General features: G+C 53.2%; 1 protein-coding gene. It reads right to left on the reverse strand.

The features are described 5' to 3' along the window. Positions 1 to 656: tyrosine-type recombinase/integrase (locus tag ACESTR_RS16375; RefSeq protein ID WP_373179467.1), on the reverse strand; the 656-nt coding region annotated here is incomplete at both ends.

The following is a 656-nucleotide window of genomic DNA, read 5'->3' on the forward strand; positions in this document are numbered from 1 at the left end:
AGCGGAAAGACCCGGTCGCCTGAGAGATGCATATCCTTATAACGCTCGTAAAGCATTTCGGCAACGGGAAGGAGTTTAACACGGAACTGCGTGCCTGTCTTCTGACGCCTGTCGATAATCCACCGCTCTCCGTTGTCGTCCGTATGGATGTCCGCGTAAGTGAGTTTTGAAACGTCTGCATGGCTCAAACCCGTAAAGGCGCAGAAGACGAAGGCGTCACGGTTGATGCCCGTCCGGTAGTTGGGGAGCCTGACATCCATGACGGCCTGCAATTCCGAAGCGGATAGATAACGTCGTTCAGCGTATTCCGCTTTGACATAGAACCCGGCGAAAGGATCGACGGCAATCCAGCCGTTCTTATACGCCGTGTAGGTCATCAGCTTCAGCTTCTTGAGTGTAGAATGGATCGTCCCGGAAGCAAGACCCTTTACCGTGGAGAGGTAGACGACGAACTTTTCCACGAACTCCCGCTTCAGCTCTTTGAACGCAATATCCTTGACGTGGTATTCGTATTCGAGGAAAGAGGCAAGGCGGTTACGGCGTTTGCGGTAATTGTCATAGCTCGAATAGGCGCGGTCTTTGCCCACACGTTTGAGAAAGCCTGCGAGGTATTCGTCGAAAGTCTGTAACAGCAGGCGGCAGTCGTCCCCCATACC

The organism is Alistipes sp. DJF_B185 (assembly GCF_964250025.1).
Lineage (GTDB): Bacteria > Bacteroidota > Bacteroidia > Bacteroidales > Rikenellaceae > Alistipes > Alistipes finegoldii.